Raw genomic sequence first — 25,162 nt, 5'->3', positions numbered from 1 at the left:
GTGCCGCGGCGCCGCTGGGCCCCCGTGTCGCCGGGGCGGCTGGGCCCCGTGCCGCCCGGTCCCCGGGCCGCCGGCCCGCTGTGCCCCGGCCCGCCGTACCGGCAGGCTGAAGGAGACGGAGAAGGAGGCCGGGCCACCGTGGGCATCAACCGACAGGGCATCGCCCGGCAAGGGCATCGCGTACCGGCGACTAGGATCGTCACCCTGATGACTGCCACTCTCGTCGCCAAGGACCTCGCCGCCGGACACGGCGACCGCACGCTTTTCGCCGGGCTCGACCTCGTCGTCGCCCCCGGCGACGTGATCGGTCTCGTCGGAGTCAACGGCGCGGGTAAGTCCTCCCTGCTCCGCCTGCTCGCCGGCCTCGACCGCCCGGAGGAGGGCGAGCTGCGGCTCTCCCCGCCCACCGCCACCGTCGGCCACCTTCCGCAGGAGCCCGAGCGCCGCGACGGCGAGACCGTGGCCGCGTTCCTGGCCCGCCGCACCGGCGTTGCCGACGCCCAGCGCGCGATGGACGAGGCGACCGAGGCCCTGGTCGCGGGGGCGCCCGGCGCTGACGACGCGTACTCCGAGTCGCTGGAGCGCTGGCTCGCCCTGGGCGGCGCGGACCTGGAGGAGCGGGCCGAGCAGGTCGCCGCCGAGCTGGGCCTGACCGTGGGCCTCGACCGGCCCATGACCGCGCTCTCCGGCGGACAGGCGGCCCGCGCGGGACTCGCCTCCCTCCTCCTCTCCCGCTACGACGTCTTCCTGCTCGACGAGCCCACCAACGACCTCGACCTCGACGGTCTCGACCGACTGGAGCGCTTCGTGTCCGGCCTGCGCGCGGGCACCGTCGTCATCAGCCACGACCGCGAGTTCCTGATGCGCACGGTCACCAAGGTGCTGGAGCTGGACCTCGCCCAGCAGCAGATCAACCTGTACGGCGGTGGCTACGCGGCCTATCTGGAGGAGCGAGAGACCGCCCGCCGGCACGCCCGGGAGGGGTACGAGGAGTACGCCGACAAGAAGGCGTCGCTCGAAGCGCGCGGCCATATGCAGCGCTCCTGGATGGACAAGGGCGTCAAGAACGCCCGCCGCAAGGCCACCGACGGCGACAAGCTCGGCCGCAACGCCCGCAGCGAGGCCAGCGAGAAGCAGGCCGCGAAGGCCCGCCAGACCCAGCGCATGATCGAACGTCTCGACGTCGTCGAGGAACCGCGCAAGGAGTGGGAGCTGCGGATGGAGATCGCCTCCGCCCCGCGCTCCGGTTCCGTCGTCGCTACCCTGCGCGAAGCCGGCGTCGTACGCGGTGACTTCACCTTCGGCCCCGCCTCGCTCCAGATCGACTGGGCGGACCGTGTCGCCATCACCGGTGCCAACGGCGCGGGCAAGTCCACGCTGCTGGCAGCCCTGTTGGAGCGGCTGCCGCTGGACTCCGGGAACGCCACGCTCGGTTCGGGTGTCGTCGTCGGCGAGGTGGACCAGGCCCGCAAGCTGTTCCTCGGGGCGCAGTCGCTGCTGGACGCGTTCTGCGCGGCCGTCCCCGACACGGAACCGGCCGAAGTCCGCACGCTGCTCGCCAAGTTCGGCCTCCGAGCCGACCACGTGATGCGTCCCGCGACCAGCCTCTCCCCGGGCGAACGCACCCGCGCCGCCCTCGCCCTGCTCCAGGGCCGGGGTGTCAACCTCCTGGTGCTCGACGAGCCGACGAACCACCTGGACCTGCCCGCCATCGAGCAGTTGGAGGCGGCCCTGGAGACGTACACGGGCACCCTGCTCCTGGTCACCCACGACCGCCGGATGCTGGAGGCGGTCCGCACCACGCGCCGCATCGAAGTGGCGGACGGCCAGATCAAGGAAGTCTGAGCAGGGTTACGGGGGTTGAGTGCTGCTCGCACTCAACCCCCGTAACCGTGAGGGGCTCTCCCCCCGAGACCTCCGGGGCTCAGCGTCCCCGGCCGCCGCCCTGCTTCGGGTCGGTCAGCCCGGCCCGCCGGAGAGCGTCCGCCATCGCGCTGTTCGCCGGGGCCGGAGCGCCCTGGCCGCCCTGTCGAGACCCGCCACCGCCGCGCCGGTCCCGGCCGCCGCCGCCCTGACGGCCCTGGCCGCCACCGGACGACTGGCCCTGTACCTGGCCCTGGCGCTGCTTCGGGGGACGGCCGCCCCGCTCGCCGCGGCCCTGCTGCCCGCCGCCGGAGCCGCCGCCCGCGCCGGGCTCGTCGTCGAGGCGCAGCGTCAGCGAGATCCGCTTGCGCGGCACGTCGACGTCCATGACCTTGACCTTCACGATGTCCCCGGGCTTCACGACGTCGCGCGGGTCCTTCACGAATGTCTTCGACAGCGCCGAGACGTGCACCAGACCGTCCTGGTGGACGCCGACGTCGACGAACGCGCCGAACGCCGCCACGTTCGTCACGACACCCTCCAGCACCATGCCGGGCTCCAGGTCGCCGAGCTTCTCGACGCCCTCCTTGAAGGTCGCCGTGCGGAAAGCGGGTCGGGGGTCGCGCCCCGGCTTCTCCAGCTCCTTGAGGATGTCCGTCACGGTCGGCAGCCCGAACATGTCGTCCACGAAGTCCGCCGCCCGCAGCGCCCGCAGAGCCTCCGCGTTCCCGATCAGCGAGGCGACCTCGCCGCCCGCGCTCTGCCCCATCCGCCGCACCACCGGGTAGGCCTCGGGGTGCACGCTGGAGCCGTCGAGCGGGTCGTCGCCGCCCCGGATCCGCAGGAAGCCCGCGCACTGCTCGTACGCCTTCGGGCCGAGCCGCGCCACGTCCTTGAGCGCCTTGCGCGAGCGGAAGGGGCCGTTGGAGTCCCGGTGCGCGACGATGTTCTCGGCGAGCCCCGAGCTGATCCCCGAGACCCGGGAAAGCAGCGGAGCGGACGCGGTGTTGACGTCCACGCCGACGCCGTTCACACAGTCCTCGACGACCGCGTCCAGCGACCGCGAGAGCTTCACCTCGGACAGGTCGTGCTGGTACTGGCCGACGCCGATCGACTTCGGGTCGATCTTCACCAGCTCGGCCAGCGGGTCCTGGAGCCGCCGCGCGATCGAGACCGCGCCGCGCAACGACACGTCCATGTCGGGCAGTTCCTGCGAGGCGAAGGCGGAGGCGGAGTAGACCGAGGCGCCCGCTTCCGAGACCATCACCTTGGTGAGCTTCAACTCCGGGTGTTTGTCGATCAGTTCACCGGCGAGCTTGTCCGTCTCGCGGGACGCGGTGCCGTTGCCGATCGCGATCAGGTCGACCGCGTGCTCCTTCGCGAGGTGCGCGAGCTTCGCCAGCGCCTGGTCCCACTTGTTGGCGGGCACATGCGGGTGGATCACATCGGTCGCCACCACCTTGCCGGTCGCGTCGACGACCGCGACCTTCACCCCCGTACGGAAACCGGGGTCGAGACCGAGGGTGGCGCGCGTGCCGGCCGGGGCGGCGAGCAGCAGATCGCGCAGGTTCGACGCGAAGACCCGGACCGCCTCGTCCTCCGCCGCCGTGCGCAGCCGCAGCCGCAGGTCGATGCCCAGGTGTACCTGGATCCGGGTCCGCCACGCCCAACGCACCGTGTCCGCGAGCCACTTGTCGCCCGGGCGGCCCCGGTCGGCGATCTCGAAGCGGCGGGCGATCATGTTCTCGTACGCGGACGGACCCGGCCGCTCGGCGGCCTCGGGCTCCTCCGGTTCCAGAACCAGGTCGAGCACGTTCTCCTTCTCGCCGCGCAGCATCGCGAGCACCCGGTGCGAGGGCAGCGCGGTGAACGGCTCCGCGAAGCTGAAGTAGTCGGCGAACTTCGCGCCCGCCTCCTCCTGCCCCTCGCGCACCTTCGCCGCCAGCCGGCCGCGCGTCCACATGCGCTCGCGCAGCTCACCGGTCAGGTCGGCGTCCTCGGAGAACCGCTCGGTGAGGATCGACCGGGCGCCGTCCAGAGCGGCGGCCGCGTCCGCGACGCCCTTGTCGCCGTCCACGAACGCGGCGGCCGCCGCGAGCGGATCGACCGACGGGTCGCCGAGCAGACCGTCCGCCAGCGGTTCGAGCCCCGCCTCCCGGGCGATCTGCGCCTTCGTCCGCCGCTTCGGCTTGAACGGCAGGTAGATGTCCTCCAGGCGCGCCTTCGTCTCGGCCGCCCGGATGCTCGCCTCCAACGCCGCGTCGAGCTTGCCCTGTTCGCGCACGGAGTCGAGGATCGCCGTACGCCGCTCCTCCAGCTCCCGCAGATAGCGCAGCCGTTCCTCCAGCGTGCGCAGCTGCGCATCGTCGAGGGATTCGGTCGCCTCCTTGCGGTAGCGCGCGATGAACGGCACGGTCGATCCGCCGTCGAGCAGCTCGACGGCCGCTCTGACCTGTCGCTCACGTACGCCGAGCTCCTCGGCGATCCTGCCTTCGATGGACGTCGTCACGGTTTTCCCGACTCGCCTTCTCGTACTGGCTGTGCTGGCCGTGCCCGGGTGGTGATGAGCACGTTCTTGCTTGCTGGGGGGCATCCCCCCCCCTGGTCTGCATTGTGCCGGGTGGCCGGGGGCCGTGTCGCGTGACCTCGGCGAACACGCCAGGAGCCCCCGCACCGGGTGCGGGGGCTCCGGACGGCGCGGGGTCAGCCCTGGCCGGTCGCCGAGGCCGGGAACGCGCCCGCCGCCGCGGCCGTGAAGAGGAAGCCGCGTCCCAGTTCTGTGAGCCGCTCCACGCCGTCCGCGCCCAGGTGTTGGTACGGGGCGACGTCCATGCGGTCCGTCGCCTCCTCGACCTCCGCGCGCAGTGCCGTGCCCGCCTCGGTCAGTGCCAACTCCTCGCCGTCGGCCAGCAGCCCGCGCTCCCGCAGCCGGCCGGACGCCGCCTCCCAGTCGGCGCGCCGCCAGCCCCGGGAGGACAGGACCCAGCGGATCGCCATGCCCTTGCCGGTGGCCGTGTGGCTGACGAGCGATTCGAGCGGGTCCAGACCGGCGGCGAGCAGGGCCGCCAGGTGCGCGTCGCCCCGGTGCTCGCGCAGCAGCGTCGCGGCGTGCCAGAACGCCAGGTGCGGTTCCTCGGGCACCGGCAGGTCCGCGTGCGCGGCGTACAGCGGGCGGGCGTGCGGGGTGCAGGCCTCCGTGGCGCGCAGCGCGAGCCGGGCCGCCTCCGCCATCTCGTCGGATCCGATGATCTCCTCGCCGAGCAGCCGTCGCAGCGTCGAGTCCGCCGCCCGCAGCCGGGCTCCGAGGACCTGCTCGGGCGAGGCGGTCTCCCAGACGGCGGGCACATGGCGGGCCACCAGCTCGGGGTTGAAGTTGTAGAAGGTGGCGCTGACGGTCCCCGCGCCCACCGCGCCGAGCGCGGCGGCCCGGGTCGCGAAGTAGGCGGCGGAAGGGTCCTCGATGCCGATCTTCGCCATCTCCGCACCCAGGTCGGGGGAGAAGAAGAGGCAGGAGTGCAGCGGGTTGACGGCGTTGTGGCAGCGGCGCTCCGCGCGGGCCGGAAGGGTACTCATACCTGCACGTTACCGACTGGTCGGTACGGAGTGGAACCCCGGGGGAGGCCCATCGCCTTCCGGGGCAGCTCGGTGGCAGGTCCATCGCAGGTCGGTGGCGTATCGATGGCAGGAAAGGTGGGGGATTCGGCATTGCGGCCATCGCCGCCCGCCGCCCAGGATGGCAGACGTGAAGCAGCGAACCGTCCTCGTCGTCCTCTTCGACGGCGTCCAGGGCCTCGACGTGACCGGCCCGATGGAGGTGTTCGCCGGCGCCTCCCGGTCACCCGGTGTCTCCTACGACCTGCGGACCGCCTCGCTCGACGGCGGCCCCGTCCGGTCCACCGGCGGCCTCACCCTGCTGCCCGACAGCAGCCTGGCCGACGCGCCCGCCCCGCACACCCTGCTGGTGCCCGGCGGGCACGGCACCCGGGGCTCCCTCCCGGAGCTGACCGCCTGGCTGCGGGAGCACGGGCCGAAGCCGGACCGGCTCGTCTCCGTGTGCACCGGGGCGCTGCTGCTGGCCGAGGCGGGCCTGCTGGACGGACACCGGGTCACCACCCACTGGAACTACTGCGAGCGGCTGGCCCGCGACCACCCGGCCGTCCGGGTCGACCCCGAGCCGATCTTCGTACGGGACGGGAGGCTGGCCACCTCGGCGGGCGTCACCGCCGGCATCGACCTGGCCCTCGCGCTCGTCGAGGAGGACCACGGGCGGGATCTCGCGCTGAACATCGCCCGGCATCTCGTGGTGTTCCTGCGCCGCCCCGGCAACCAGGCCCAGTTCAGCGCCCAGCTCAGGGCCCAGACCGCACAGCGCGAACCGCTGCGCGAGGTCCAGCACTGGATCACCCAGCACCCGGACGCCGACCTCGGGGTCGACGCCCTCGCGGCCCGCGCCCGGCTCTCGCCCCGGCACTTCGCCCGCGCCTTCCGGGCGGAGACCGGCACGACCCCGGGGCGGTACGTCGAGCAGGTCCGGCTCGAACACGCCCGCCGGCTCCTGGAGGACACCGTCGACGGCGTCGGGCAGGTCGCCCGCGCCAGTGGCTACGGCACCCCGGAGGCCATGCGCCGGGCCTTCGTGAAGACCCTCGCGACGGCGCCGGCCGAATACCGCCGCCGCTTCCGCGCCCCCGCCCCCCGTACCTGAACCGCACCGGCCGCCCCACCGACCCATCCACCCACCGACCCACCGCCCCCCCGGAAGACCCCTACCGCCCAACCGAGAGGCATCACCGTGCAGATCGCCATCGTGCTCTTCGACCGCTTCACCGCCCTGGACGCGGTGGGCCCCTACGAGATCCTCAGCCGGGCCCCCGGCGCCGAGACCGTCTTCGTGGCCGAGCGGACCGGACCCGTTCGCAACGACAGCGGGAGCCTCGCGCTCGTCGCGGGGAAGACGCTCGCCGAGGTGCCGTCCCCCGACCTGGTGATCGTGCCGGGCGGCCCCGGCCAGAGCGACCAGATGGAGAACGAGGCCCTGCTCGGCTGGCTGCGCGCGGCCGACGCCACCAGCACCTGGACCACCTCGGTCTGCACCGGATCGCTGCTGCTGGCCGCCGCCGGACTGCTCACGGGCCGACGGGCGACCTCGCACTGGCTGGCGCTGGAGCTGCTGAAGGAGTTCGGGGCCGAGCCGACGGGGGAGCGCGTCGTTCTCGACGGCAAGTACGTCACCGCCGCCGGGGTCTCCTCCGGCATCGACATGGGGCTGACTCTGCTCGGCCGGATCGCGGGCGACGACGTGGCCCGCTCGGTGCAGCTGCTCACGGAGTACGACCCGCAGCCGCCGTACGACTGCGGCTCGCCGCAGAAGGCCCCGGCAGCCCTCGTCGAGGAGTGGCGGGCCAGGAGCCGCCACGTCACCCGGTAGGCCCGTGGCGCACCGCGTCACCCGATGGACGCCGTGGTGTAGGTGAACCGGGGCGCGCGCCGCTCCAGGAAGGCGGCGACCCCCTCCGCCGTGTCCGCACTGCCCCGCGCCTCACCGGCCCAGTGGGCGTCCCGGTCCGTCCGGCCCGCGGCGAACTCCTTCGCCGCGGCCTGGGTCAGCTGCGACCGGGACGCCAGCACGCGTACGTACTCCTCGACCCGCTCGTCCAGGCCGCCGGCGGGCAGCACCTCGTCGGCCAGACCGGTGCGCAGCGCCCGTTCCGTGCCGATCAGCTCGCCGGAGAACAGCAGGTGCTTGGCCGTGGCCGGGCCGACGAGGGCGACCAGCCGCCGGGTCGAGGAGGCGGGGTAGACGATGCCGAGCTTGGCCGGGGTGACCCCGAAGGAGGCGCCCTCCTCCGCGAACCGCAGATCGCAGGCCGCCGCGAGCTGGCTGCCGCCTCCCACGCAGTAGCCGCGCACCGCTGCCAGTGTCGGCAGGGGGAACGCGGCGAGCGCCTCCTCGGCCGCCACCGCCAGGTCCTGGGCGGTGGCCGCGCCCTCCCGCAGCGTGGAGATGTCGGCCCCGGCGCAGAAGGTGTCACCGGCCCCGGTCAGCACCAGCACCCGGACCGCCGGGTCTTCCGCCAGCCGCCCCAGCAGCTCCGGCACGCTCCGCCACATCGCGGGGGTCATCGCGTTGCGCTTGGCGGGGTTCGCGATCACCACGGTGGCGACGCCGTGCTCGACGGAGGTGATCAGGCGAGGTTCCGTACGGTCCATGCGCCGGATGCTATCCGCAGGGTTCGAACCTATGATCAAGAAGGGGGCGTGAGGCGGGCACGCACCGTGAGGAGCTGTCGATGAACGAACCCACCGCCGAGGGCCGGAAGCTGAGCCGCAGTTTCGGCTGGCTCGCGCTGCTCGGCACACTGCTGGTGATCGCGGGCGTCATCGGCCTGATCTACACCGGCGTCGCCACCCTCACCTCGATGCTGCTCTTCGGCTGGCTGCTGCTCGTCGGCGGCCTGGTCGGGCTGCTGCACGCCATCGAGTCGCGCGGCACGAACTACTTCTGGCTGGGCGTGGTGGTCGCGGCCCTCAACATCGCCGCGGGCGTCGTCGTCATCAAGCATCCCGAGGGCACGGCCGAGGCGCTGACCATGTTCGCCGCCCTGCTCTTCCTGACCGGCGGGGTCTTCCGGCTCGTCGGCAGCGTCGTGGTGCGCGGCCCGCAGAGGGGATGGACGCTGCTGCAGGGCGCCTTCGGTCTGCTGCTGGGCCTGCTGGTGCTGTTCGACTGGCCGCACAGCAGCCTGTACGTTCTCGGCTGCTTCTTCTCGCTGGCCCTGCTGTTCGACGGGCTCGGCCTGATCGCCATCGGCATCGGCGGCCGACGTATCGTCAGCATGGTCTCGGATCGGCTCGATGAAACTGCCCCGTCCGCGAATGAGCCGATCGCGTCACCAGAAGACGGTCAAAAATAGTCCCTGGGCGACCGGCAACCTACACGTTTGGTCAAATAGCGCCGATACCTGGCTACTTCCGATCAGTGGCACGGTCCGGACCAAGCCATTCCCAACACTCTTTACTCGACGGTCAGTGCAGTGCGAGTGAGAGCTGGTGCCGGACGATGGAGAGCCTCGGGAGTGCCCCTGCCGACCCCGTGTCGTACGAGGGGGTGTGGCGCTTCACCGCCCCCGCCGTGGACGCGTCCGTGCCCAGCGCCCGGCACGCCGTACGTGACCTCCTCGGCCGGCAGGGCGTGCCGATCGAGGACGACATCCTCCAGGGGCTGCTGCTGATCGTCTCGGAGCTGGTCACCAACGCCGTCAAGCACGCGGCGCTCCTCTCACCCGAGCTGGCCGTCGAGGTGGCCATCGCCGCCGACTGGGTCAGAGTCTCGGTCGAGGACAACCACCCCTACCGCCCCACCGCCCTGGAGACGGACTACGCGCAGACCGGCGGCCGGGGCCTGCTGCTGGTCAAGGTGGTCACCGCGGAGGCGGGCGGCACCTGCGACGTCGAGCACACCGCGAGCGGCGGGAAGATCATCTGGGCGGCGCTGCCGTTGAAGACGCAGCTCTGACCGCCCCCCCGCGTAGGCGACCGGGCCAAGGGTCACCAGCCCGCCGACGGCCCCGTCAGCTCACGGATCGCCGGGCGTGCCGCGTCCAGCACCGTCATGAACCATGCCGAGAACGGGCTCTCGGCATGCCGCTTCTCCAGCTCGGCCGCCGTCACGAAGGCGGTCTCGCCGACCTCCTCGGGGTCCGGCTTCAGCGCCTCCTGCGCCATTCCCACGAACAGGTGGTTGAACTCCTGCTCCACCAGGCCCGATGCCGGGTCCGGGTGGTTGTAGCGGACTGTGCCCGCCTCGGCCAGCAGCGAGGGCGAGAGCCCCAGCTCCTCGTACGTACGCCGGGCGGCGGCCGCGAACGGGGCCTCGCCCGGATAGGGGTGCCCGCAGCAGGTGTTCGACCAGACGCCGGGGGAGTGGTACTTGCCGAGCGCCCGGCGCTGCAGCAGGAGCCGCCCCTGCTCGTCGAAGAGGAACACGGAGAACGCGCGGTGCAGCTGCCCGGGGGCCTGGTGGGCCGCCAGCTTCTCCGCGGTGCCGATGGTGGTGCCGTTCTCGTCGACCAGTTCGAGCATGATCGCTTCTGCGGTGCCGTTCGACGAGCTGTGCGTCGCGGTGGCTGGTGTGGTCGGCATACCCATCCTTCGCTTTGGTCCCCGGCCTCGTGCGCCGGGCCCCTGGAGTCCGGTCAAGTCTGCCGTACAAAAGCCGCTTGTCCGCACTCCGGGGCCGGGCATGTCCGTCCCGCCACGCCCTGCGAACGCGGCGGGACGGACGGTCCGTCAGACGCCGAAGGCCGCCGGATAACGGATCAGGCCCGCCGGAACAGGAACCGAATCGTCCAGCACCAGGGCCATCATCGCCTCGTCCGGCACCTCGAAACCTGGCCGGATCCCGTAGCGCGAGGCAGGCGCGAAACCGAAGCGCGGGTAGTACGCGGCATGGCCGAGCACCAGCACCAGCGCCTCACCGCGCACCCGGGCGGCGTCCAGCACCGCCCGCACCACGGCCTGCCCCGCGCCCTGCCGCTGGTGCGCGGGGGACGTGGCCACCGGGGCCAGGGCGAGCGCCGGGGCGTCGCCGACCCGGCAGCGGGTCAGCAGCGCGTACGCCGCCAAGGAGCCGTCCGGGGCCTCGGCGACGTAGCTGAGCTCAGGCAGCCAGGCCTCGGGGTCGGCCCGCAGGGCGTCCACGAGGTCCGCCTCGTCCCGGGTCGGGAACGCGGCCGTGTTGACCGCGTGCACGGCCGTACGGTCCGCCGGGGTCTCCGGGCGGGTGGTCCAACGGGGGTCGGTGTGGTCGGTCAAGTGGGAACCCTCGTGTGAGATGTGGGAGGTGCGAGAGGCTCCGAACCCGATCCGGCGGGAAGGGGACCTGGCCGAAACCCGGTGGACGAGGAGGAAGGAACCGGTGGGTGCGGCACGCCCCCGGCCCCATCACTCAGTGGCAGAGACGCGCCTCGTGCTCGGCGTGGCCGCTCGGCTCCAGCTGGAAGGTGCAGTGTTCCACGTCGAAGTGGTCCCCGAGGCAGCCCTGCAACTCGTGCAGCACCTTCTCGTGCCCTAGCGAGTCCAACATCTCCTGGCGCACCACCACGTGCGCGGAGAGCACCGGCATCCCCGAGGTGATCGTCCAGGCGTGCAGGTCGTGGACGTCCAGCACCCCGGGCAGTGCCGTGATGTGGGCCCGTACCTCCGCCATGTCCACCCCCTTGGGCGCCGCCTCCAGGAGCACGTTCAGGGTCTCCCGCAGCAGCTTCACCGTCCGGGGGACGATCATCAGGCCGATCACCAGGGAGGCGATCGGGTCGGCGGCCTGCCAGCCGGTCGCCATGATGATGCCCGCCGAGATGATCACGGCGAGCGAGCCCAGGGTGTCGGCCAGCACCTCCAGATAGGCGCCCCGCACGTTCAGGCTCTCCTTCTGCCCGCGCATCAGCAGCGAGAGGGAGACGACGTTGGCCACCAGACCGGCCGCGGCGAACGCGATGGCGAGGCCGCCCTTCGTCTCGGCCGGGGTGATGAACCGGTCGACCGCCTCGAAGATCAGGAAGCCGCCGACGCCCAGCAGCAGCAGACAGTTCGCGAGCGCCGCCAGGATCTCCGCGCGGGCGAAGCCGAAGGTGCGGTTCGGCCCGGCCGGACGGTTGGCGAAGTGGATGGCGAGCAGCGCCATCCCGAGCCCCAGGGCGTCGGTGGCCATGTGGGCGGCGTCCGCGATCAGGGCCAGTGAGTCGGAGAGCACCCCGCCGACGATCTCCATGACCATCACGCTCAGCGTGATCGCCAGCGCGACGCGGAGCCTGCCCCGGTACGCGGCGGCCGCCGTGCCGGTCGGTGGCGGCCCGCCGTGCATATGCCCGTGATCGTGGCCAGCCCCCATGGAAAACGCCTCCAGGTCCGTGCGTCGGTGCCGGGCAGGACCGCCCGACAGGCCCAGTGAACTACGGGTGGGGGGTATCGGGCAACACGGGACTGAACACCGTTGTCATCTGCTCTGACCTGCGGAAACGTTCCGCAGGTCAGAGCGTTGACACGATCACCGGTGCCCCTGGGCGGACTCGTCGGGCGCCCCTGCGCGGACTCGTCAGGAGCGCCCCTGCGCACGGGCTTCGGGGTGGCGCAGGCACCAGCCCGCCCAGGCCGACTCCACCATCTCGCGCACGCTCCGCCGGGCCGTCCACCCCAGCTCCCGGCCGATCCGGGCGGCCGACGCCACCGCCTTCGGTGCGTCACCGGCCCGGCGCGGCTCGACCACCGGCTTCAGATCGCTCCCCGTCACCTCGCCGATCACATCCGCCAGCTCCCGGACCGAGACGCCCTCGCCCCGGCCGACGTTCAGCGTCAGGTCCCCCGCGCCCGTCTCGTCCAGCCGCCGCGCGACCGCGAGATGCGCCTCCGCCAGATCGGCGACATGGATGTAGTCACGGATGCAGGTGCCGTCCGGCGTCGGATAGTCGTCGCCGAAGATCCGCGGGGCCTCGCCGTGCGTCAGCCGCTCGAACATCATCGGCACGATGTTGAAGACCCCGGTGTCCGCGAGCTCCGGCGCGGCCGCGCCCGCCACGTTGAAGTACCGCAGGCAGGCGGTCGAGAGCCCGTGCGCCTGGCCGGTGGCCCGCACCAGCCACTCACCGGTGAGTTTCGTCTCGCCGTACGGGTTGATGGGGAGGCAGGGCGTCTCCTCCGTGATGAGGTCCACATCCGGTACGCCGTAGACGGCCGCCGAGGACGAGAAGAGGAAGCGCCGCACCCCCGCCGCGACCACGGCCTCCAGCAGGACGGCCAGCCCGGCGACGTTCTCCCGGTAGTACAGCAGCGGCTTCTCCACGGACTCGCCGACCTGCTTCTTCGCCGCGAGATGCACCACCCCGCTCACCGCGTGACCGGCCAGCACCCGGTCCAGCAGCGCCCGGTCGGAGGCCGAGCCCTCCACCAGCGTGACCGCCTCGGGCAGCCGGTCCACGATGCCGCTGGAGCGGTCGTCGAGCACCACGACCCGCTCGCCCGCCGCGACCATGGCCCGCGCCACGTGTGCCCCGATATATCCCGCCCCGCCTGTGATCAGCCATGTCATGACCGCCACCCTAAGCCGCCCGCAAACCGTGAGCGGACCCGCGGTTTGTGGGCCGGGCCCCCGATCGATGATGATGATCGCGAACGCCGCCCGGTCTTGCAGGTCCACCCGAACGGCGCACAAACGGGTGGTGAACTCGGCCTTCCGTTCATCCGATAGCCTCAGCCGACACGCCGCCGGCCCGCCTCGTGGCTGTGCCGCTGTGTGCCGTCCACGTCAGTGCCAAGGAGTGAGTTCGTCTGTCGACCGCCATCCTCACCGGTACGCCGGTACCCGGGTCGTCGCTCGCGGACGATCTGCGGTCCCTGGGCTTCGACGTGCAGACCGCGGCCGACGCCGGTGACGCCGCAGCTCTCCTCGCCGCCGTCCCGGCCGGCCGCCGGGTCGCCCTCGTCGACCCGCGTTTCGTGGGCCACGTCCACGCGCTGCGGCTCGGACTGACCGACCCGCGCTTCGCCGCCGCCACCGTCCCCGGCGCGCTCACCGCGCAGCCCGAGGCGCGCGGCGCCCTGCTGCGCGCGCTGCGGCGCACCACGGCCGCCGTCGGCGCGGGCGCCCCCGTCGTCGAGCCGGAGGCCGACCCCGCGCCGGAGGACCGCACCGTCCCCGGCCGCATCGCCGTCGCGCTGGAGGCCGAGGGCACCGCCGTCAAGCGCCCCGAGCTGGGATCGCTCACCGCCTGCGTCCCCACCGACGCCGAAGCGCGGGCGACCGCCGAGAGCGCCCGCGACGCGGTCGACGACGAGGCGGTACGGCTGCGGAGCGCGGTGAAGGCCCACGACGGCTTCTTCACCACCTTCGCCATCAGCCCCTACTCCCGCTACATCGCCCGCTGGTGTGCCCGCCGGGGCCTCACCCCGAACCAGGTCACCACCGCGTCCCTGATCACCGCGCTCATCGCGGCCGGCGCGGCGGCCACCGGCACCCGCGGCGGCTACATCGCGGCCGGGATCCTGCTCCTGGTCTCCTTCGTGCTGGACTGCACCGACGGGCAGCTCGCCCGCTACTCGCTCCAGTACTCCACGATGGGCGCCTGGCTGGACGCCACCTTCGACCGGGCCAAGGAGTACGCGTACTACGCGGGCCTCGCCGTCGGCGCCGTACGCGGCGGCGACGACGTATGGGTGCTGGCGCTGGGCGCGATGGTCCTCCAGGCATGCCGCCATGTCGTGGACTTCTCGTTCAACGAGGCCAACCACGACGCGATCGCCAACACCAGCCCCACCGCCGCCCTCTCCGGCAAGCTCGACAGCGTCGGCTGGACGGTCTGGGCGCGCCGGATGATCGTGCTGCCGATCGGCGAGCGCTGGGCCATGATCGCGGTGCTCACCGCCCTCACCACCCCGCGCATCGTCTTCTACGCCCTGCTCATCGGCTGCTCCCTGGCCGCCTGCTACACCACCGCGGGCCGCCTGCTGCGCTCGCTGACCCGTAAGGCCCGCCGCACCGACCGCGCCGCGCAGGCCCTCGCGGACCTCGCCGACTCCGGCCCGCTCGCCCAGGGCGTCGCGGCGATCGCCCCCGGCCTCCGGGGCGCGTTCACGGGCCCGGCCGTCGCCCTGCTCGGCACGCTGGTCATGATCGGCGGCGCCCTCTTCCTCCCGTACGGCAGCCGGCTCACCGTCGCCGCCGCAGCGGTGTACGTGCTCCTCTCCGGCCTTGCCGTCGCCCGCCCGCTCAAGGGTGCGCTCGACTGGCTGGTGCCGCCGTTCTTCCGGGCGGGGGAGTACGTCACGATCCTTGTGCTGGCGGCCCGCAGCGACGTCCCGCACGCCGTTCCGGCGGCCTTCGGGCTCGTCTCGGCCGTCGCCTACCATCACTACGACACGGTGTACCGCATCCGCGGCGGCACCGGCGCGCCGCCCCAGTGGCTGGTGCGGACGATCGGTGGACACGAGGGCCGTACCGCGCTGGTGGCCGTCCTCGCCGCCGTACTCACCCACGCCTCAGGTTTCACCACGGCCCTGACCGCGCTCGCGGTCGCCGTGGCTCTGGTGGTGCTCGTGGAGTCCATCCGTTTCTGGGTGTCCTCCTCGGCGCCCGCCGTACACGACGAAGGAGAACTCGCATGATCGGCCTCGTACTGGCAGCCGGTGCAGGACGTCGTCTGCGCCCCTACACGGACACGCTCCCCAAGGCGCTCGTCCCTGTCGACGGCGACAAGACGGTCCTCGACCTCACGCTGGCCAACTTCGCGGAGGTCGGACTCACCGAGGTCGCGATCGTCGTCGGCTACCGCAAGGAGGCCGTCTACGCGCGCAAGGCCGAGCTGGAGGCGACGTACGGCCTCAGCCTCACGCTGATCGACAACGACAAGGCCGAGGAGTGGAACAACGCCTACTCCCTGTGGTGCGCCCGTGACGTCATCAAGCGCGGCGTGATCCTCGCCAACGGCGACACCGTGCACCCGGTCTCCGTCGAGAGGACCCTCCTGGACGCCCGCGGCAAGGGCCAGAAGATCATCCTCGCCCTGGACACCGAGAAGGTGCTCGCCGATGAGGAGATGAAGGTCATCACCGAGGAGGGCAAGGGCGTCCAGCGCATCACCAAGCTGATGGACCCGGCCACCGCGACCGGTGAGTACATCGGCGTGACCCTCATCGAGGCCGAGGCCGCCGAGGAGCTGGGGGACGCGCTGAAGACCACCTTCGAGCGCGACCCCGACCTCTACTACGAGGACGGCTACCAGGAGCTGGTCAACCGCGGCTTCACCGTCGACGTGGCCCCCATCGGCACCGTGACCTGGGTCGAGATCGACAACCACGACGACCTCAAGAAGGGCCGGGAGATCGCGTGCCAGTACTGACCCGGCTCATTCCGTCCCCGGTCGTCGTCGACATCCGGCGCGGCGCCATGGACGATCTGGCGGGTCTCCTGGCCGATCAGCGGATCTCCTCCTCGGGCAAGCTCGCCATCGCGATCAGCGACGGCTCCGGGCGCGCCCTCAAGGAGAGGCTCGCCCCGGTCCTGCCGGGCGCCGACTGGTATCCGGTGTCCGACGGCACGATCGACTCCGCGGTGAAGCTCGCCGACGGCATCAAGGGCAACCGGTACGACGCGGTGGTGGGCCTCGGCGGCGGCAAGATCATCGACGTGGCGAAGTACGCCGCGGCGCGGGTCGGGCTGCCCATGGTCGCCGTCGCGACGAACCTCTCGCACGACGGCCTGTGCTCGCCGGTCGCCACGCTCGACAACGACAACGGGCGCGGCTCCTACGGGGTGCCCACCCCGATCGCCGTGGTCATCGACCTCGACGTGATCCGTGAGGCGCCCGCCCGTTACGTCCGCTCCGGTATCGGCGACGCGATCTCCAACATCTCCTGCGTCGCCGACTGGGAGCTGGCCCACGAGGTCAACGGCGAGGAGATCGACGGGCTCGCGGCCGCGATGGCCCGCCAGGCCGGCGAGGCCGTGCTGCGCCACCCCGGCGGCGTCGGCGACGACGGCTTCCTGAAGGTGCTGGCCGAGGGGCTCGTGCTGACCGGCATCTCGATGTCGGTCGCGGGCGACTCGCGTCCGGCGTCCGGCGCCTGCCACGAGATCAACCACGCCTTCGACCTGCTCTACCCCCAGCGCGCGGCCAGCCACGGCGAGCAGGTCGGCCTCGGCGCGTGCTTCGCCATGCATCTGCGCGGTGCCCACCAGGAGTCCCTCCTGATGGCATCGATACTGCGCCGCCACGGTCTGCCGGTCCTGCCGGAGGAGATCGGTTTCAGCGTCGACGAGTTCGTACACGCCGTCGACTACGCGCCGCAGACGCGTCCGGGACGCTTCACGGTCCTGGAGCACCTCAACCTGTCCACCGACCAGATCAGGGACGCGTACGCCGACTATGCCAAGACCATCCGTAGCTGAACTCCGTCCGGTCGTTCACCCCCCGGGGGTGAAGGACCGGCGAAGCGGCGAGCACTGGGCCGGGCGCATGTACATGCGCGAGGTCTCGCTGCGCGTGGACCGCTACCTGGTCAACACCCGCGTCACGCCGAACCAGGTCACGTACGTCATGACGCTGGCCGGAGCCCTGGCCGCCCCGGCGCTGCTGGTGCCGGGCATCTGGGGCGCCGTGCTCGGCGTGGTGATGGTCCAGCTCTACCTGCTCTTCGACTGCGTGGACGGCGAGCTGGCCCGCTGGAAGAAGCAGTACTCGCTCAGCGGGGTCTACCTGGACCGGGTCGCCGCCTACCTGTGCGACGCGGCTGTGCTGGTGGGCCTCGGCCTGCGGGCCGCCGACATCTGGGGCGAGGGCCGGATCGACTGGCTCTGGGCGTTCCTCGGGACGCTCGCCGCGCTCGGCGCGATCCTGATCAAGGCCGAGACGGACCTGGTCGGCGTGGCCCGGCACCAGGGCGGGATGCCGCCGGTGAAGGAGGCGGCCTCCGAGCCGCGCTCCTCCGGCATGGCACTGGCCCGCAGGGCCGCCGCCGCGCTCAAGTTCCACCGGCTGATCCTCGGCATCGAGGCATCCCTGGTGATCCTCGTGGTGGCCGTCGTCGACGCGATCGGGGGCGACCTCTTCTACACCCGCCTGACCGTGGCGGTCATGGCCGGCATCGCGCTGCTGCAGACCCTGCTGCACCTGGTGTCCGTCCTGGCGTCCAGCAGGCTGAAGTGACCTTTCCCATGAAACTGGGCGCGGTGATCATCACCATGGGCAACCGCCCGGACGAGCTCCGCGCCCTCCTCGATTCGGTCACCGCCCAGCACGGTGACCGGATCGAGGTCGTGGTGGTCGGCAACGGCGCCCCGGTCCCCGAGGTGCCCGCAGGGGTGCGCACGGTGGAACTGCCCGAGAACTTGGGCATCCCCGGCGGCCGCAACGTCGGCATCGAGGCGTTCGGCCCCTGCGGGGCGGACGTGGACGCGCTGCTCTTCCTGGACGACGACGGACTGCTCCCGAACCGGAACACCGCCGAGCTGTGCCGGCAGGCCTTCGAGGCGGACCCGAAGCTCGGGATCGTCACCTTCCGGATCGCCGACCCGGACACCGGCGCCACCCAGCGGCGGCACGTCCCCCGGCTGCGGGCCGCCGACCCGATGCGCTCCTCGCGCGTCACGACGTTCCTGGGCGGCGCCAACGCCGTACGCACCAGGGTCATCGCCGAGGTCGGCCCGCTGCCCGAGGACTTCTTCTACGCCCACGAGGAGACGGACCTCGCCTGGCGGGCACTGGACGCGGGCTGGATGATCGACTACCGCGCGGACCTGGTCCTGAACCACCCCACCACCTCCCCGTCCCGGCACGCGGTCTACCACCGTATGGTCGCCCGCAACCGGGTCTGGCTCGCCCGCCGGAACCTGCCCGCCCCGCTGGTCCCCCTCTACCTGGGGGTCTGGCTGCTGCTGACCCTGGTCAGGCGCCCGTCGCCGCCCGCGCTGAAGGCATGGTTCGGCGGATTCCGGGAAGGCTGGACCACCCCCTGCGGAACCCGCCGCCCGATGAAGTGGCGTACGGTGTGGCGGCTGACGAGGCTGGGCCGACCTCCGGTCATCTGAGAGGCTTTCCTCTGAGAGCATGAGGCGTATTTTCTTTCCGGAACCTGTCCGCCTGAGCCGCGCCCGCGACTGGCTGCGCGTGAAGACGAGAGTTTCAACTTGTGAGTGACACGACCCACGACGGTGGGGTAGCCCTCGGCACCCCACCGTCCGCCGACGAGGGCCTCGACGCGGCCCAGCTGGCCGCCAAGTACGGCCTGACCGTGAGCGGCGCCCGGCCGGGGCTGTTCGCGTACATGCGACAGCTCTGGGGACGACGCCACTTCATCCTGGCCTTCTCCCGGGCGAAGCTGACCGCGCAGTACAGCCAGGCCAAACTGGGTCAGCTGTGGCAAGTGGTCACGCCACTGCTGAACGCCTGTGTCTATTACCTGATCTTCGGGCTGATCCTGGGGACCAGGGAGGGGATTCCCCACGACGTCTTCGTGCCGTTCCTGGTCACCGGCGTCTTCGTCTTCACCTTCACCCAGAGCTCGGTGATGGCGGGCGTCCGGTCGATCTCCGGCAACCTCGGACTGGTCCGGGCCCTCCACTTCCCCCGGGCCTCCCTGCCCATCTCCTTCTCGCTCCAGCAGCTCCAGCAGCTGCTCTTCTCGATGATCGTGATGGTCGCGGTCACCGTCATTTTCGGCAGCTACCCCTCGCTGTCGTGGCTCCTGGTGATCCCCGCACTGATCCTCCAGTTCGTCTTCAACACGGGCCTCGCCCTCGTCATGGCGCGGCTCGGCTCCAAGACCCCCGACCTCGCGCAGCTCATGCCGTTCGTCATGCGAACCTGGATGTACGCCTCGGGCGTCATGTTCTCCATCCCGGTGATGCTCAAGGACAAGCCCGCCTGGATCGCCGACGTGCTCCAGTACAACCCGGCGGCGATCTACATGGACCTGGTCCGCTTCGCCATGATCGACGGTTACGGCTCCGAGAACCTGCCGGACCACGTCTGGGCCGCCGGCCTGGGCTGGGCCGTGCTGCTGGGCGCGGTGGGATTCGTGTACTTCTGGAAGGCAGAGGAGCGGTACGGCCGTGGCTGAGGACAACGCGCAGGGGCGCATCCCCACGGTGATCGCCGACGACGTGCACATCGTGTACCGGGTCAACGGCGCGGGCGGCGGCCGCGGCAGCGCCACCGCCGCGCTGAGCCGCATGGTGCGGCGGGGCAAGGGCGAGCCGCGCGGCGTCCGGAAGGTGCACGCCGTACGCGGCGTCTCCTTCACCGCCTACCGCGGCGAGGCCATCGGCCTCATCGGCACCAACGGCTCCGGCAAGTCGACGCTGCTGCGGGCCATCGCCGGACTGCTGCCCACCGAATCCGGCCATGTGTACACGGACGGTCAGCCCTCGCTGCTCGGCGTGAACGCCGCGCTGATGAGCGATCTGACCGGTGAGCGCAACGTCGTGCTCGGCGGTCTGGCGATGGGCATGAGCCAGGACGAGATCCGCGCCCGCTACCGCGAGATCGTGGAGTTCTCCGGGATCAACGAGAAGGGCGACTTCATCACCCTGCCGATGCGGACGTACTCCTCCGGCATGGCGGCGCGCCTGCGCTTCTCGATCGCCGCCGCCAAGAACCACGACGTCCTCATGATCGACGAGGCGCTGGCCACCGGCGACCGCAAGTTTCGCATCCGCTCCGAGGAGCGGATCCGCGAGCTGCGCAAGGAAGCAGGCACCGTCTTCCTGGTCAGCCACAACAACAAGTCGATCAGGGACACCTGCGACCGGGCGCTGTGGCTGGAGAAGGGCGAGCTGCTGATGGACGGTCCCACCGAGGAAGTCCTCAAGGCGTACGAGCGCGAGACGGGCAAGTAGCCCGAGCGCCTCCCGTGGCCCCCGCCGGACCCTTCCGGCGGGGGCCGTGCGGTGCCCGTTGCCGGGCGGACCGTCCGCAGTAGGCCCCCAGGGGCGATCTCCTCCCGGCGGATGACGTCAATCCAGCCGTACGCGGGGAAGGTTGACGGGCACGGCCGGGAAGCGGCGGCGGGCGCTCCACCCCGCCGATCCCCTGTGAGCTGTACAACGTAAGCTGTAGCGGTGCTGATTCATGGCAAGTAGGGCGATACGCCCCGGCACCGACGCTCTGCCGCAGTGCACTCGGAAGACTGAGCGGCGTGTCCGAAAAGGGTTGTTTTGGGTCAGCAGTGTAGAACGGGAGATGTGACGGCAATGACGGAAGATCTCCAGCTCCGACGTGGTTTCGCCGTCCCCGCGCCGGGTGGTCCGCAGTGACCTCGACCCCCGAGGCGCGCACCGGTGACGCCACCCTCGGCAAGGCCGCGGACGAGAACTTCCCCGTGGCGCCCTTCTTCCTGCCCCGCGCCTGGCGCGACGACCTGATGGCGGTCTACGGATTCGCCCGGCTCGTCGACGACATCGGCGACGGCGACCTCGCACCCGGCGGCGCCGACGCCCACCACCTCGGCCTGGAGCCGGAGCGGAGCGACGACCGCCTCGCCATGCTCGACGCCTTCGAGACCGACCTCCACCGCGTCTTCGCCACCACCGGCGAGGAGCCGCACCACCCGCTGCTGCGCAACCTGCGCCCCACCGTGCGGCGCCGCGCACTCACCCCCGAACCCTTCCTCGGCCTGATCGAGGCCAACCGCCAGGACCAGAAGATCCGCCGCTACGGCACCTACGCCGAGCTCGCCGCCTACTGCGAACTCTCGGCGAACCCGGTCGGCCGCCTGGTCCTCGCCCTCACCGGCACCGCGAGCCCGGACCGTATCCGCCGCTCCGACGCGGTCTGCACCGCACTCCAGATCGTCGAGCACCTCCAGGACGTGGCCGAGGACCTGGAGCGCGACCGGATCTATCTGCCCGCCGAGGACCTGGAACGCTTCCGCGTCACCGAGGCCGACCTGGCCGCGCCCTCCGCCGGAGCCTCCGTGCGCGCCCTGATCGCGTACGAGGCCCAGCGCGCGAGCGCGCTGCTGGACGAAGGCCCTCCGCTGGTGGGCAGCGTCGACGGCAGGCTGAAACTGCTCCTCGCCGGATTCGTCGGGGGCGGCCGCAGCGCGCTCGCGGCGATCTCGGCAGCCGGGTTCGACGTCCTGCCCGGACCGCCCAAGCCCACCAAGCTCAGGCTGTTGCGCGAAGTGGGAATCGTCTTGCGAAGAGCGCGTGGAGAGAGGTGAGCCGGACCGTGGAGGGACAGACGACGTACATGTCGCCGCCGGTGCAGGCCGCATACAGTTACTGCGAAGCCGTCACCGGCCAGCAGGCCCGTAACTTCGCCTACGGCATCCGACTGCTGCCGTACGAGAAGCGGCAGGCCATGTCGGCGCTGTACGCCTTCTCCCGTCGCGTCGACGACATCGGCGACGGGGAGCTGGACGCGGGAACCAAGCGGACCCGGCTGGAGAGCACCCGTGAGCTGCTCGACCGGGTCCGGCACGGCAAGGTCGAGGAGGACGACACCGACCCGGTGGCCGTCGCGCTCGCCGACGCCGCCCGCCGCTTCCCGCTCCCGCTCGGCGGACTCGACGAGTTGATCGACGGCGTCCTGATGGACGTGCGGGGCGCGACCTACGAGACCTGGGACGACCTCAAGACCTACTGCCGGTGCGTCGCCGGAGCCATCGGACGCCTCAGCCTCGGCGTCTTCGGCACCGCGCCCGGAGCCGGCGGGGCGGACCGCGCCGCCGAGTACGCCGACACTCTCGGCCTCGCCCTCCAGCTCACCAACATCCTGCGCGACATCCGCGAGGACGCGGGCAACGGGCGCACCTACCTGCCCGCCGACGACCTGGCCAAATTCGGCTGCTCGGCAGGGTTCCACCGGACCACCCCGCCCCCCGGCTCCGACTTCGCCGGCCTCATCCACTTCGAGGTCCGCCGCGCCCGCGCCCTGTTCGCCGAGGGCTACCGGCTGCTGCCGATGCTGGACCGCCGCAGCGGCGCCTGCGTCGCGGCGATGGCCGGGATCTACCGCCGCCTCCTCGACCGGATCGAGCGCGACCCCGAGGCCGTGCTGCGCGGGCGGGTCTCGCTGCCCGGCCACGAGAAGGCGTACGTCGCGGTGCGCGGCCTGTCCGGCCTCGACGCCCGCCACATCTCCCGGCTCACCGCCAGGGGGCGAGCCTGATGGATTCCGGGACCTCCGGCCGCCGGGCAACCCTCCGGTGGCCCGACGCGTCACTGACTGCGACGATCTCCAGGGTGAGGACCCGGCAGAGCGCCGCGACCCGGCGGGAGGGGCAGGCATGAACGACGAGACCCCGCGCCCCGTCGGCGTCGTCGTCGGCGGCGGCCTCGCCGGCGTCACGGCGGCGCTCCGCCTCGCCGACGCCGGACTCGACGTGACCCTCCTGGAGGGCCGCCCCCGCCTCGGCGGCCTCGCCTTCTCCTTCCAGCGCGGCGACCTCACCGTCGACAACGGCCAGCACGTCTACCTGCGCTGCTGCACCGGCTACCGCTGGTTCCTCGACCGCATCGACGCCGCGCACCTGGCCCCGCTCCAGGACCGACTCGACGTCCCCGTGCTGGACGTCGGCCGGGCCGCCGGGCCGCGCCTCGGACGTCTTCGCCGCACCGCCCTTCCCGTACCGCTGCACCTGGCCGGCGGCCTCGCCGCCTATCCGCACCTCTCCCTCGCCGAGAAGGCGTCCGTGGGCCGGGCCGCCCTCGCACTGGGCCGCCTGGACCCCGCCGACCCCGAGCTGGACGGCATCGACTTCGCGACCTGGCTGCGGCGGCACGGCCAGTCCGAGCGCGCCATCGAGGCCCTGTGGGACCTCGTCGGCGTCGCCACCCTCAATGCCACCGCCCCGAACGCCTCCATGGCCCTCGCGGCGAAGGTCTTCAAGACCGGCCTGCTCTCCGAGCCTGGCGCCGCCGACATCGGCTGGGCCACCGTGCCGCTGGGCGAGCTGCACGACACCCTCGCCCGCAAGGCGCTGGACACCGCCGGCGTCCGCACCGAGCTGCGCGCCAAGGTCGGCTCCCTCACCCGCACCGAGGACGGCCGCTGGAGCGTGGAGAGCGCGGGGGAGCGGATCACCGCCGACACCGTCGTGCTGGCCGTGCCGCAGACCGAGACCCACGACCTGCTGCCCGCCGGCGCGCTGGACGAGCCCGAGCTGCTGCTCGACATCGCATGCGCCCCCATCCTCAACGTGCACGTCATCTACGACCGCAACGTGCTGCGCCGGCCGTTCTTCGCCGCGATCGGCTCCCCGGTCCAGTGGGTCTTCGACCGCACCCACTCCTCGGGCCTGAAGGGCCCCGGGCAGTATCTGGCGGTCTCGCAGTCGGCCGCCCAGGCCGAGATCGACCTCCCCGTCGCCGAACTGCGCTCCCGTTACCTGCCCGAGCTGGAGCGGCTGCTCCCCGCCGCCCGCGGCGCGGGTATCCGCGACTTCTTCGTCACCCGGGAGCGCACCGCCACCTTCGCGCCCGCCCCGGGCGTCGGGCGGCTGCGCCCCGGCCCCCGCACCAGGCTGCCCGGTCTCCAGCTGGCAGGGGCCTGGACCGCCACCGGCTGGCCCGCGACGATGGAGGGTGCCGTGCGCAGCGGCGCCGACGCCGCCGACGCGGCCCTCCACGCCCTCGGCCGCCCCCCAGGACATCCGCTTCAGGAGGCGGCATGAGCAGTACCACCGGAACAAGAGGAGAGTCTGTGACCCCGGCGAATCCGGCTTTCGACACCGTGGCGGACACCGCGGACGTCACCGCGCTTCTGGAGCGCGGACGAGCCCTGTCAGCGCCGGTCCTGCGGGCTGCCGTGGACCGGCTCGCGCCGCCCATGGACACCGTCGCCGCCTACCACTTCGGCTGGATCGACGCCGAGGGGCGGCCCTCGGACGGCGACGGCGGCAAGGCCGTACGCCCCGCCCTCGCGCTGCTGTCCGCCGAGGCGGCGGGCGCCCCGGCCGAGGCCGGCATCCCCGGCGCGGTGGCCGTCGAACTCGTGCACAACTTCTCGCTGCTGCACGACGACCTGATGGACGGCGACGAGCAGCGCCGCCACCGCGACACCGTGTGGAAGGTGCATGGCCCCGCCCAGGCGATCCTGGTCGGCGACGCGCTCTTCGCGCTCGCCTACGACCTGCTGCTGGAGCTCGGCACGGCCGAGGCGGGCCGCGCGGCCCGCCGGCTGACCTCCGCCACCCGCAAGCTCATCGACGGGCAGGCCCAGGACATCTCCTACGAGCACCGCGAGCGGGTCACCGTCGAGGAGTGCCTGGAAATGGAGGGCAACAAGACCGGCGCCCTGCTGGCCTGCGCCGTCTCCATCGGCGCGGTGCTCGGCGGCGCCGACGACCGCACCGCCGACACCCTGGAGGCGTACGGCTACCACCTCGGTCTCGCCTTCCAGGCCGTCGACGACCTGCTCGGCATCTGGGGCGACCCGGAGTCCACCGGCAAGCAGACCTGGAGCGACCTGCGCCAGCGCAAGAAGTCCCTGCCCGTCGTCGCGGCCCTCGCCGCGGGCGGCGAGGCGTCCGAGCGCCTCGGCGAACTGCTCGCCGCCGACGCCAAGAGCAACGACTTCGACAGCTTCTCCGAAGCGGAGTTCGCCGCCCGCGCGGCACTCATCGAGGAGGCGGGCGGCCGCGAGTGGACCGCCCAGGAAGCCCGTCGCCAGCACGCCGTCGCCATCGAGGCGCTGCACGCCGTCGACATGCCCCACCGGGTACGCGAGCAGCTCACCGAGCTCGCCGACTTCGTGGTGGTACGCAAGAGATGACCACGCTTCGCATATGACTCGCAGTCGCCGGCCGA

At 72.1% G+C, this 25,162-nt stretch carries 23 protein-coding genes; 16 read left to right on the top strand and 7 right to left on the bottom strand.

The window, feature by feature from the left end; genetic code table 11:
* Positions 1-207 precede the first annotated feature (207 nt).
* Positions 208-1,845, top strand: a complete 1,638-nt coding sequence (locus ACFWM7_RS17830; protein ID WP_383261508.1) for an ABC-F family ATP-binding cassette domain-containing protein — start codon at positions 208-210, stop codon at positions 1,843-1,845.
* 79 nt (positions 1,846-1,924) lie between these two features.
* Here the strand turns inward: ACFWM7_RS17830 and ACFWM7_RS17825 are convergent, their stop codons facing one another.
* Together ACFWM7_RS17825 and ACFWM7_RS17820 are read right to left on the bottom strand one after the other, a co-directional pair.
* Positions 1,925-4,372: a Tex family protein gene (locus tag ACFWM7_RS17825; RefSeq protein WP_383261505.1), complete on the bottom strand. Its 2,448-nt coding sequence runs from the start codon at positions 4,370-4,372 to the stop codon at positions 1,925-1,927.
* 194 nt (positions 4,373-4,566) lie between these two features.
* Positions 4,567-5,436 (bottom strand): hypothetical protein, encoded by an 870-nt coding sequence (locus ACFWM7_RS17820; RefSeq protein ID WP_383261502.1) that lies wholly within the window; start codon positions 5,434-5,436, stop codon positions 4,567-4,569.
* Between the two features lie 160 nt (positions 5,437-5,596).
* Between ACFWM7_RS17820 and ACFWM7_RS17815 the strand changes: the two genes are divergently transcribed.
* On the top strand, positions 5,597-6,568 hold the full coding sequence (locus ACFWM7_RS17815) for a GlxA family transcriptional regulator (RefSeq protein WP_383261500.1): 972 nt from the start codon (positions 5,597-5,599) through the stop codon (positions 6,566-6,568).
* Between the two features lie 87 nt (positions 6,569-6,655).
* Positions 6,656-7,291 (top strand): DJ-1/PfpI family protein, encoded by a 636-nt coding sequence (locus ACFWM7_RS17810; protein WP_383261498.1) that lies wholly within the window; start codon positions 6,656-6,658, stop codon positions 7,289-7,291.
* 17 nt (positions 7,292-7,308) lie between these two features.
* Here the strand turns inward: ACFWM7_RS17810 and ACFWM7_RS17805 are convergent, their stop codons facing one another.
* Positions 7,309-8,073, bottom strand: coding sequence for an enoyl-CoA hydratase/isomerase family protein (locus ACFWM7_RS17805; RefSeq protein WP_383261495.1), 765 nt, complete (start codon positions 8,071-8,073; stop codon positions 7,309-7,311).
* 80 nt (positions 8,074-8,153) lie between these two features.
* Here ACFWM7_RS17805 and ACFWM7_RS17800 point away from each other — a divergent pair, with 80 nt between their 5' ends.
* Both ACFWM7_RS17800 and ACFWM7_RS17795 read left to right on the top strand, forming a co-directional pair.
* Positions 8,154-8,777 (top strand): HdeD family acid-resistance protein, encoded by a 624-nt coding sequence (locus ACFWM7_RS17800; protein ID WP_383261491.1) that lies wholly within the window; start codon positions 8,154-8,156, stop codon positions 8,775-8,777.
* Positions 8,778-8,923: 146 nt separating this feature from the next.
* A complete protein-coding gene (locus ACFWM7_RS17795) occupies positions 8,924-9,379 on the top strand; it encodes an ATP-binding protein (RefSeq protein WP_030076393.1) in 456 nt (151 codons plus the stop codon).
* 32 nt (positions 9,380-9,411) lie between these two features.
* On the opposite strand, the gene idi is transcribed toward ACFWM7_RS17795, so the two are convergent.
* The 4 genes from idi to galE all read right to left on the bottom strand — a co-directional run bounded on the left by idi (position 9,412) and on the right by galE (position 12,946).
* Positions 9,412-10,005: an isopentenyl-diphosphate Delta-isomerase gene (gene idi, locus ACFWM7_RS17790; RefSeq protein ID WP_383261487.1), complete on the bottom strand. Its 594-nt coding sequence runs from the start codon at positions 10,003-10,005 to the stop codon at positions 9,412-9,414.
* Positions 10,006-10,152: 147 nt separating this feature from the next.
* Complete coding sequence (locus tag ACFWM7_RS17785; RefSeq protein ID WP_383261483.1) at positions 10,153-10,677, bottom strand: GNAT family N-acetyltransferase; 525 nt, start codon at positions 10,675-10,677, stop codon at positions 10,153-10,155.
* Between the two features lie 133 nt (positions 10,678-10,810).
* Positions 10,811-11,752, bottom strand: coding sequence for a cation diffusion facilitator family transporter (locus ACFWM7_RS17780; protein WP_383261481.1), 942 nt, complete (start codon positions 11,750-11,752; stop codon positions 10,811-10,813).
* 204 nt (positions 11,753-11,956) lie between these two features.
* Positions 11,957-12,946 (bottom strand): UDP-glucose 4-epimerase GalE, encoded by a 990-nt coding sequence (gene galE / locus ACFWM7_RS17775; RefSeq protein WP_383261480.1) that lies wholly within the window; start codon positions 12,944-12,946, stop codon positions 11,957-11,959.
* Positions 12,947-13,263: 317 nt separating this feature from the next.
* On the opposite strand from galE, the gene ACFWM7_RS17770 reads away from it, so the two are divergent.
* From ACFWM7_RS17770 to ACFWM7_RS17720, 11 genes are all read left to right on the top strand, one after another.
* The gene (locus ACFWM7_RS17770) at positions 13,264-15,018 is read left to right on the top strand and encodes a DUF5941 domain-containing protein (protein ID WP_383261477.1); all 1,755 of its coding nucleotides are present in this window, start codon (positions 13,264-13,266) and stop codon (positions 15,016-15,018) included.
* Complete coding sequence (locus ACFWM7_RS17765) at positions 15,015-15,752, top strand: sugar phosphate nucleotidyltransferase (protein WP_383261474.1); 738 nt, start codon at positions 15,015-15,017, stop codon at positions 15,750-15,752. Before ACFWM7_RS17770 ends, ACFWM7_RS17765 begins: the two co-directional genes overlap by 4 nt.
* The gene (locus tag ACFWM7_RS17760) at positions 15,740-16,801 is read left to right on the top strand and encodes an iron-containing alcohol dehydrogenase family protein (RefSeq protein ID WP_383261471.1); all 1,062 of its coding nucleotides are present in this window, start codon (positions 15,740-15,742) and stop codon (positions 16,799-16,801) included. The genes ACFWM7_RS17765 and ACFWM7_RS17760 overlap by 13 nt, the downstream gene beginning before the upstream one ends.
* A complete protein-coding gene (locus ACFWM7_RS17755) occupies positions 16,779-17,558 on the top strand; it encodes a CDP-alcohol phosphatidyltransferase family protein (protein WP_383261468.1) in 780 nt (259 codons plus the stop codon). The genes ACFWM7_RS17760 and ACFWM7_RS17755 overlap by 23 nt, the downstream gene beginning before the upstream one ends.
* An 8-nt stretch (positions 17,559-17,566) precedes the next feature.
* Entirely contained in the window at positions 17,567-18,439 is an 873-nt protein-coding gene (locus tag ACFWM7_RS17750) for a glycosyltransferase family 2 protein (protein WP_383261513.1), read from the top strand.
* A gap of 101 nt (positions 18,440-18,540) precedes the next feature.
* Positions 18,541-19,470 (top strand): ABC transporter permease, encoded by a 930-nt coding sequence (locus ACFWM7_RS17745; protein ID WP_383261465.1) that lies wholly within the window; start codon positions 18,541-18,543, stop codon positions 19,468-19,470.
* Positions 19,463-20,248 carry an ABC transporter ATP-binding protein gene (locus ACFWM7_RS17740; RefSeq protein WP_383261460.1) on the top strand — a complete coding sequence of 262 codons (786 nt, stop codon included), beginning with the start codon at positions 19,463-19,465 and terminating at the stop codon, positions 20,246-20,248. Before ACFWM7_RS17745 ends, ACFWM7_RS17740 begins: the two co-directional genes overlap by 8 nt.
* Before the next feature lie 413 nt (positions 20,249-20,661).
* Entirely contained in the window at positions 20,662-21,573 is a 912-nt protein-coding gene (gene hpnC / locus ACFWM7_RS17735; protein WP_383261457.1) for a squalene synthase HpnC, read from the top strand.
* Between the two features lie 29 nt (positions 21,574-21,602).
* Positions 21,603-22,523, top strand: coding sequence for a presqualene diphosphate synthase HpnD (gene hpnD / locus ACFWM7_RS17730; RefSeq protein ID WP_383261511.1), 921 nt, complete (start codon positions 21,603-21,605; stop codon positions 22,521-22,523).
* A gap of 118 nt (positions 22,524-22,641) precedes the next feature.
* Positions 22,642-24,027, top strand: a complete 1,386-nt coding sequence (gene hpnE / locus ACFWM7_RS17725; protein WP_383261454.1) for a hydroxysqualene dehydroxylase HpnE — start codon at positions 22,642-22,644, stop codon at positions 24,025-24,027.
* Positions 24,024-25,127 (top strand): polyprenyl synthetase family protein, encoded by a 1,104-nt coding sequence (locus tag ACFWM7_RS17720; protein WP_383261447.1) that lies wholly within the window; start codon positions 24,024-24,026, stop codon positions 25,125-25,127. The genes hpnE and ACFWM7_RS17720 overlap by 4 nt, the downstream gene beginning before the upstream one ends.
* The last annotated feature ends 35 nt before the right edge of the window (positions 25,128-25,162 follow it).

It is taken from the genome of Streptomyces sp. NPDC058375 (assembly GCF_042723425.1).
GTDB classification, from domain to species: Bacteria; Actinomycetota; Actinomycetes; order Streptomycetales; family Streptomycetaceae; genus Streptomyces; species Streptomyces durocortorensis.
The sequence above is the reverse complement of the archived record's forward strand: the minus strand, read 5'-3'. Positions and strand labels throughout refer to the sequence as shown.